This is a genomic window from Pseudomonas sp. (assembly GCF_037994325.1).
Taxonomy (GTDB): domain Bacteria; phylum Pseudomonadota; class Gammaproteobacteria; order Pseudomonadales; family Pseudomonadaceae; genus Aquipseudomonas.
In genome coordinates, this window is sequence record NZ_JBBNAH010000135.1 from 1 (window position 1) to 5,924 (window position 5,924).

Consider the following 5,924-nt stretch of genomic DNA (forward strand, 5'->3'; position numbering starts at 1 on the left):
ACCGTAGGGTGTGCTGTGTGCGCCTGGGCCATCTGCGGTAATGGCCTTGGTGCGCACGGCACACCCTACAACAGCAGGACCTAAGTGGGCTTCACATACTCGATTACATTCACCCACCACCACTTCTCGCCTTCCGGGGTGACGACCATAAATTCGTCGCCCACTTCCTTTTTCAACAACGCCCGCGCCATCGGCGAGTCGATGGAGATGTAGTCGTTACGGCCATGGATTTCGTCGTAGCCGACAATACGAAACCGCTTCTGGTCGCCCTCTTCGTTTTCGATTTCCACCCAGGCGCCAAAAAAAACGCGGCCTTCCTGTTCCGGGCTGTATTCCACCACGCGCATATCTTCCAGACGCTTGCGCAAATAGCGCACGCGGCGGTCGATTTCGCGCAGGAGTTTTTTGTTGTACTGGTAGTCGGCGTTTTCGCTGCGATCGCCCAGGGACGCTGCCCAGGTGACCTTTTGCGTGGTGTCGGGGCGTTTGACTCGCCAGAGGTAATCGAGCTCTTGCTTAAGCGCTTCGTTACCTTCTTTGGTGATGATCTGCGTGCTCACGCTGCGGTTTACCGTATCGGGTTGAGGCGCGAGATCTTAGCGCGCCTGCCGCATACGTTGTAGGGTGTGCTGCGCGCACCAAGGGATATCGGCGCCAACACATTGGTGCGCATAGCACACCCTACGAATCACGAGCGTTCCAGGGCCAACGCCACACCTTGGCCGCCGCCGATGCACAAAGTCGCTAAGCCTTTCTTGGCGTCACGCTTGATCATTTCGTGCAGCAAGGTCACCAACACCCGGCAGCCTGAGGCGCCGATGGGGTGGCCGATGGCGATGGCGCCGCCGTTGACGTTGACCTTGCTAGCATCCCATCCGAGCTCTTTGCCGACAGACAGCGCCTGTGCCGCAAAGGCCTCATTGGCTTCGATCAGGTCCAGTTGCTCGAGGGTCCAACCGGCTTTTTCCAGGCAGCGTTTGGTTGCCGATACCGGGCCAATGCCCATGATTGCGGGGTCAACACCGGCGTTGGCATAGGCGGCGATTTTCGCCAGTACCGGCAGGCCCAAGGCCTGTGCTTTTTCCGCGCTCATCAGCAGCACGGCAGCCGCGCCATCGTTAAGGCTGGAGGCATTGCCAGCGGTGACGGTGCCGTCTTTTTTAAAGGCGGGTTTAAGTTTGGCCAACGATTCGGCGGTAGTGCCGGCACGCGGCTGCTCATCGGTGGCAAAGGCGATCGTGTCGCCTTTGCGCTGCGGGATCAGGATCGGAGTGATCTCGTCTGTAAAGCGACCAGCCTCTATCGCGGCAACGGCTTTCTGTTGCGAAGCGGCAGCGAAAGCGTCCTGCTCCTCACGGCTAATGCCGTATTTCTCCACCAGGTTTTCTGCGGTGATGCCCATGTGGTAGTCGTTAAAGGCGTCCCACAGGCCATCGGTGATCATGCTGTCGATAACTTGGGCGTGGCCCATGCGCAGGCCGGTGCGGGCGCCGGGCATTACGTAGGGCGCCAGGCTCATGCTTTCCTGGCCACCGGCGATGATCACCTCGGCATCGCCACAGCGAATCGCCTGGGCGCCAAGGTGCAGCGCTTTCAGGCCCGAGCCGCAGACTTTGTTCAAGGTCAGCGCTGGAACGGCAACCGGCAAACCGGCTTTGATCGCCGCCTGGCGCGCGGGGTTTTGCCCGGCGCCGGCAGTCAGCACCTGGCCGAGGATCACCTCATCCACTTCGGCGCCATCCAGCCCAGTCTGGTCTAGCAGCGCGCGAATCACCGCCGCGCCGAGGTCCACAGCAGAAATGCCGGCCAAGGCGCCCTGGAAACTACCGACGGCGGTACGGGTCGCGGCAACAATTACGACGTCTTGCATGGGAACGCTCCTGGTCAGACAGCAAATTGCATTTCCGGCACATGCTCCGGCACTACCAACTTGCCAGCGGTTTTGGCCTGGATTTCCTCAACGCTCACGCCCGGCGCGCGCTCTTTAAGAATAAAAGCGCCGTCGGCGATTTCCAGGTAAGCCAGGTCGGTTAGCACCCGTTTGATACAGCCGGCACCGGTCAGCGGCAGGCTGCAGCGGGCGAGCAGTTTCGACTCGCCGTCTTTCGAGGCGTGGGTCATGGTGACGATGATATTTTCCGCACCGGCGACCAAATCCATCGCCCCGCCCATGCCTTTGACCAGTTTGCCCGGCACCATCCACGAGGCGATATTGCCTTGCACGTCCACCTCAAAGGCACCAAGCACGGTCAAGTCGATATGGCCGCCACGGATCATGGCAAAGGATTCGGCCGAGGAAAAAATCGAGGCGCCGATGCGCGCAGTCACGGTTTGTTTGCCGGCATTGATCATATCGGCGTCAATCTCGTCAGCGCGGGGGAAAGCGCCCATACCGAGCAAGCCGTTTTCCGACTGCAGCATCACTTCCATGCCGTCGGGGATGTAGTTGGCCACCAGGGTGGGAATGCCGATGCCAAGGTTGACGTAGTAGCCGTCCTGCAATTCGCGGGCGACACGTTGAGCCATTTGTTCGCGGGTAAGTGCCATGTTGTTGTTCTCTCTCGCTTAGGCGCGCACGGTGCGTTGTTCGATGCGTTTTTCAAAGCTGCCGCAGATCAGGCGATCAACATAAATGCCGGGGGTGTGGATCTGCGTAGGGTCGAGCTCGCCAGGGGCGACGATTTCTTCCACTTCAACCACTGTGATCTTGCCGGCGGTGGCGGCCAGTGGGTTGAAGTTCTGCGCCGTGTGGCGGTATACCACGTTGCCAAACCAGTCGGCTTTCCAGCCTTTGACGATGGCAAAATCACCGGTAATGGCGGTTTCCATCAGGTATTGGCGGCCATTGAATTCGCGGGTTTCTTTGCCTTCGGCGACCGGCGTGCCAACCCCGGTGGCGGTAAAAAAGGCAGGAATGCCGGCACCGCCAGCGCGCATTTTTTCTGCCAGGGTGCCTTGTGGGGTGAGTTCAACTTCCAGCTCGCCGCTGAGCAGCTGCTTTTCGAACAGGGCGTTTTCGCCGACATACGAGGCGATCATCTTGCGGATCTGCCGGTCCTCCAGCAGCACGCCCAGGCCAAAGCCATCGACACCGCAGTTGTTGGAGACCACGGTCAGGTCGCGCACGCCTTTGCGTTTGATCTCGGCAATCAGGTTTTCCGGAATGCCGCACAGGCCGAAGCCGCCAGCAATGACCGTCATCCCATGCTCAAGGCCAGCCAGCGCCTCGGCGTAGGAACCCACACGTTTATCGAAACCTGCCATGGGGCGTCGCCTCTGTTGTTGAAGTTGTTTTTAAAAGGAGGCCAGAGTGTTGCCCTCGGCAATTCATTTGTTAAGTTGATTTTTAAAATGAATTGATTGATAAAACAGCATAGTCAACAGAGAGCCTGGCCATGACGGTTAAACAACTACGCGCCTTTCTGGCGGTGGCACAAAGCCTGAGTTTTGCTCAGGCCGGCGAGCGTTTGTACCTGTCGCAATCAGCGTTAAGCCTGACCATCAAGGGATTGGAAGAGGGTTTAGGTGGGCGTCTGTTTAGCCGTACTACGCGCACCGTCAGCCTGACCCCGGAAGGTGAAGCGCTGCTGCCGCTGGCGCGGCGTCTGCTGGCCGATTGGGAAAACGCGGAAGACCAACTGCGCCAGCGCTTCACCCTGCAACAGGGCCGAGTAACCCTGGCGGCCATGCCGTCGTTTGCCGGCAACCTGCTGCCCTCGCTACTGGTGCAGTTTCGTGCGCGACATCCCAAGGTGAATGTCACGGTTAACGACGTGATTAACGAACAGGTGATTGAGATGGTCCGCGACCGCCAGGTGGAGTTGGGCATTGCCTTTGCTCCGGAGGCGGACGCCAGCCTGCATTTCACTCCACTGTATGTGGATCGGTTTGTCGCCGTGGTAGCCGCGGATTCACCGTTGGCGGAACAGCAGGAAGTGGACTGGGCAACGCTGCTAGAACACCCGTTTGTCACCCTGCAACGCCCTTCTACTGTGCGTTTTATGCTGGAAGACCACTTGCGTCAGCGCGGCCTGAAACTGCCAGTGGCGTTTGAAAGCCATCAGTTGGCGACGGTGGGAAGGATGGTGGCGAGCGGTTTGGGCGTTAGCGCCGTGCCGGCGTTATGCGTGCAGCAGATGCTTGAGCTGGGCGCTCGCTGCCTCACATTGCGTGAGCCAGTTATCGAACGCGCCATTGGGATTTTACGTAAGGCCGATCACGAATTGTCGGTGGCCGCAGAGGCGTTATACGACACCTTATTGGCCGCCAGGCCCGGAGAAACAAATGTGATCGGTTTAAAACAAGGAGAGTAAGAGTTGCTGGCCGTGACTGAGCCAATCATAGAGGCGGGCGGGAAAATCGGGCTGGGCTCCTAGCCCGATCAGGAGAAGAAAAGCACTTCCGGTAACGGTGAGCAGACCACGGGAGGTAACAGAGCGAGTGTTGTCGGATGGTTGTTGCATGATGGAAAACCCGGCCAGAAATGAGGCGGGGAGAATTGCAAACAGAGCAAAAGTGCTCTGTAGAAAACAAGTCAAATACCCGTAGGCAAATTCCTAAGCGCCAGCACAACGCCACCCTATATCGGCAAAAACCACACTGCTAAGCTCAGCCTCGTATCGATTTGCCCAACCTCTGCTCAAGCCGGAGTTATAACAACAATGCAAACGACCGAACGTAGCGCTGTCCCCAACGTAAAACTGTTGATCGGCGGCGAGCTGATCGACTCCACCAGCAGCCAATGGCGCGACATCATCAACCCAGCGACCCAGCAAGTGCTGGCGCGGGTGCCCTTCGCCACGCAGGCCGAGGTCGATGCCGCTATCAGCGCCGCAGCTGAGGCCTTTAAAACCTGGCGCAAAACACCCATCGGCGCCCGCGCGCGGATATTCCTCAAATACCAGCAACTGATTCGCGAGCATATGCACGAGCTCGCCGCCCTGCTCACCGCCGAGCAAGGCAAAACCCTGGCCGATGCTGAAGGCGATGTGTTCCGCGGCCTGGAAGTGGTCGAGCACGCCGCGGGCATTGGAAATTTGCAGTTGGGCGAGTTGGCCAACAACGTCGCTGGTGGCGTGGACACCTACACCCTGCTGCAACCGCTGGGCGTCTGCGCGGGCATCACGCCGTTTAACTTCCCGGCGATGATTCCGCTGTGGATGTTTCCCATGGCCATCGCCACCGGCAATACCTTTGTGCTCAAACCCTCCGAGCAGGACCCCATGGTGACCATGCGCCTGGTCGAATTGGCCATGCAGGCTGGCGTGCCGCCCGGCGTGCTGAACGTGGTGCATGGCGGCGCCGAGGTGGTGAACCGGCTGTGCGACCACCCCGAGATCAAAGCCGTATCGTTTGTCGGCTCAACCCAGGTCGGCACCCATGTGTACAACCGCGCCACGCAAAACGGCAAACGCGCGCAATGCATGATGGGGGCGAAAAACCACGCCATCGTGATGCCTGATGCCAATCGTCAACAGACGCTGAATAACCTGGTGGGCGCGGCTTTTGGTGCCGCGGGCCAGCGCTGCATGGCGCTGTCGACGGTCATTCTGGTGGGCGAAGCGCAAACCTGGTTGCCCGAGCTGGTGGAGCGCAGCAAAACCTTGCGCCTGAATGCCGGCACCGAAGCAGGTGCCGACCTGGGGCCGGTGGTGTCCTGTGCGGCGCTGGAGCGGATTCACGGTTTGATTGCAGCCGGCGTTGCAGAAGGCGCGACCTTGGCGCTGGATGGCCGCAACCCGACGGTGCCTGGCTTTGAACGCGGCAACTTTATCGCCCCGACGCTGTTCAGCGATGTAACCCCAACTATGCGTATCTACCGCGAGGAAATTTTCGGTCCAGTGCTCTGCGTGCTCAATGCCGCCAGCCTGGACGAGGCCATCGCCCTGATTAACGCCAACCCCAATGGCAACGGCACGGCCATT

General features: G+C 59.5%; 6 protein-coding genes. 2 read left to right on the forward strand and 4 right to left on the reverse strand.

Annotated elements, in window-relative coordinates:
• Positions 1-80: 80 nt before the first annotated feature.
• The 4 genes from greB to AAAB16_RS04500 all read right to left on the reverse strand — a co-directional run bounded on the left by greB (position 81) and on the right by AAAB16_RS04500 (position 3,264).
• Entirely contained in the window at positions 81-560 is a 480-nt protein-coding gene (gene greB / locus AAAB16_RS04485; protein WP_340662260.1) for a transcription elongation factor GreB, read from the reverse strand.
• A 128-nt stretch (positions 561-688) separates the two neighbouring features.
• Positions 689-1,870, reverse strand: coding sequence for an acetyl-CoA C-acetyltransferase (locus AAAB16_RS04490; RefSeq protein WP_340662261.1), 1,182 nt, complete (start codon positions 1,868-1,870; stop codon positions 689-691).
• A 14-nt stretch (positions 1,871-1,884) separates the two neighbouring features.
• Entirely contained in the window at positions 1,885-2,547 is a 663-nt protein-coding gene (locus AAAB16_RS04495; protein ID WP_340662262.1) for a CoA transferase subunit B, read from the reverse strand.
• An 18-nt stretch (positions 2,548-2,565) separates the two neighbouring features.
• Complete coding sequence (locus AAAB16_RS04500; RefSeq protein WP_110615074.1) at positions 2,566-3,264, reverse strand: CoA transferase subunit A; 699 nt, start codon at positions 3,262-3,264, stop codon at positions 2,566-2,568.
• Positions 3,265-3,395: 131 nt separating this feature from the next.
• Here AAAB16_RS04500 and AAAB16_RS04505 point away from each other — a divergent pair, with 131 nt between their 5' ends.
• Positions 3,396-4,313: a LysR family transcriptional regulator gene (locus AAAB16_RS04505; RefSeq protein ID WP_340662263.1), complete on the forward strand. Its 918-nt coding sequence runs from the start codon at positions 3,396-3,398 to the stop codon at positions 4,311-4,313.
• A 348-nt stretch (positions 4,314-4,661) separates the two neighbouring features.
• Positions 4,662-5,924: CoA-acylating methylmalonate-semialdehyde dehydrogenase (locus AAAB16_RS04510; RefSeq protein ID WP_340662264.1), on the forward strand; the 1,263-nt coding region annotated here is incomplete at its 3' end.

Excerpts from the sequence above, each read along its gene's own strand:
- AAAB16_RS04490 (WP_340662261.1), bottom strand. The coding sequence starts at position 1,870 with ATGCAAGACGTCGTAATTGTTGCCGCGACCCGTACCGCCGTCGGTAGT.
- AAAB16_RS04495 (WP_340662262.1), bottom strand. The coding sequence starts at position 2,547 with ATGGCACTTACCCGCGAACAAATGGCTCAACGTGTCGCCCGCGAATTG.
- AAAB16_RS04500 (WP_110615074.1), bottom strand. The coding sequence starts at position 3,264 with ATGGCAGGTTTCGATAAACGTGTGGGTTCCTACGCCGAGGCGCTGGCT.
- AAAB16_RS04505 (WP_340662263.1), top strand. The coding sequence starts at position 3,396 with ATGACGGTTAAACAACTACGCGCCTTTCTGGCGGTGGCACAAAGCCTG.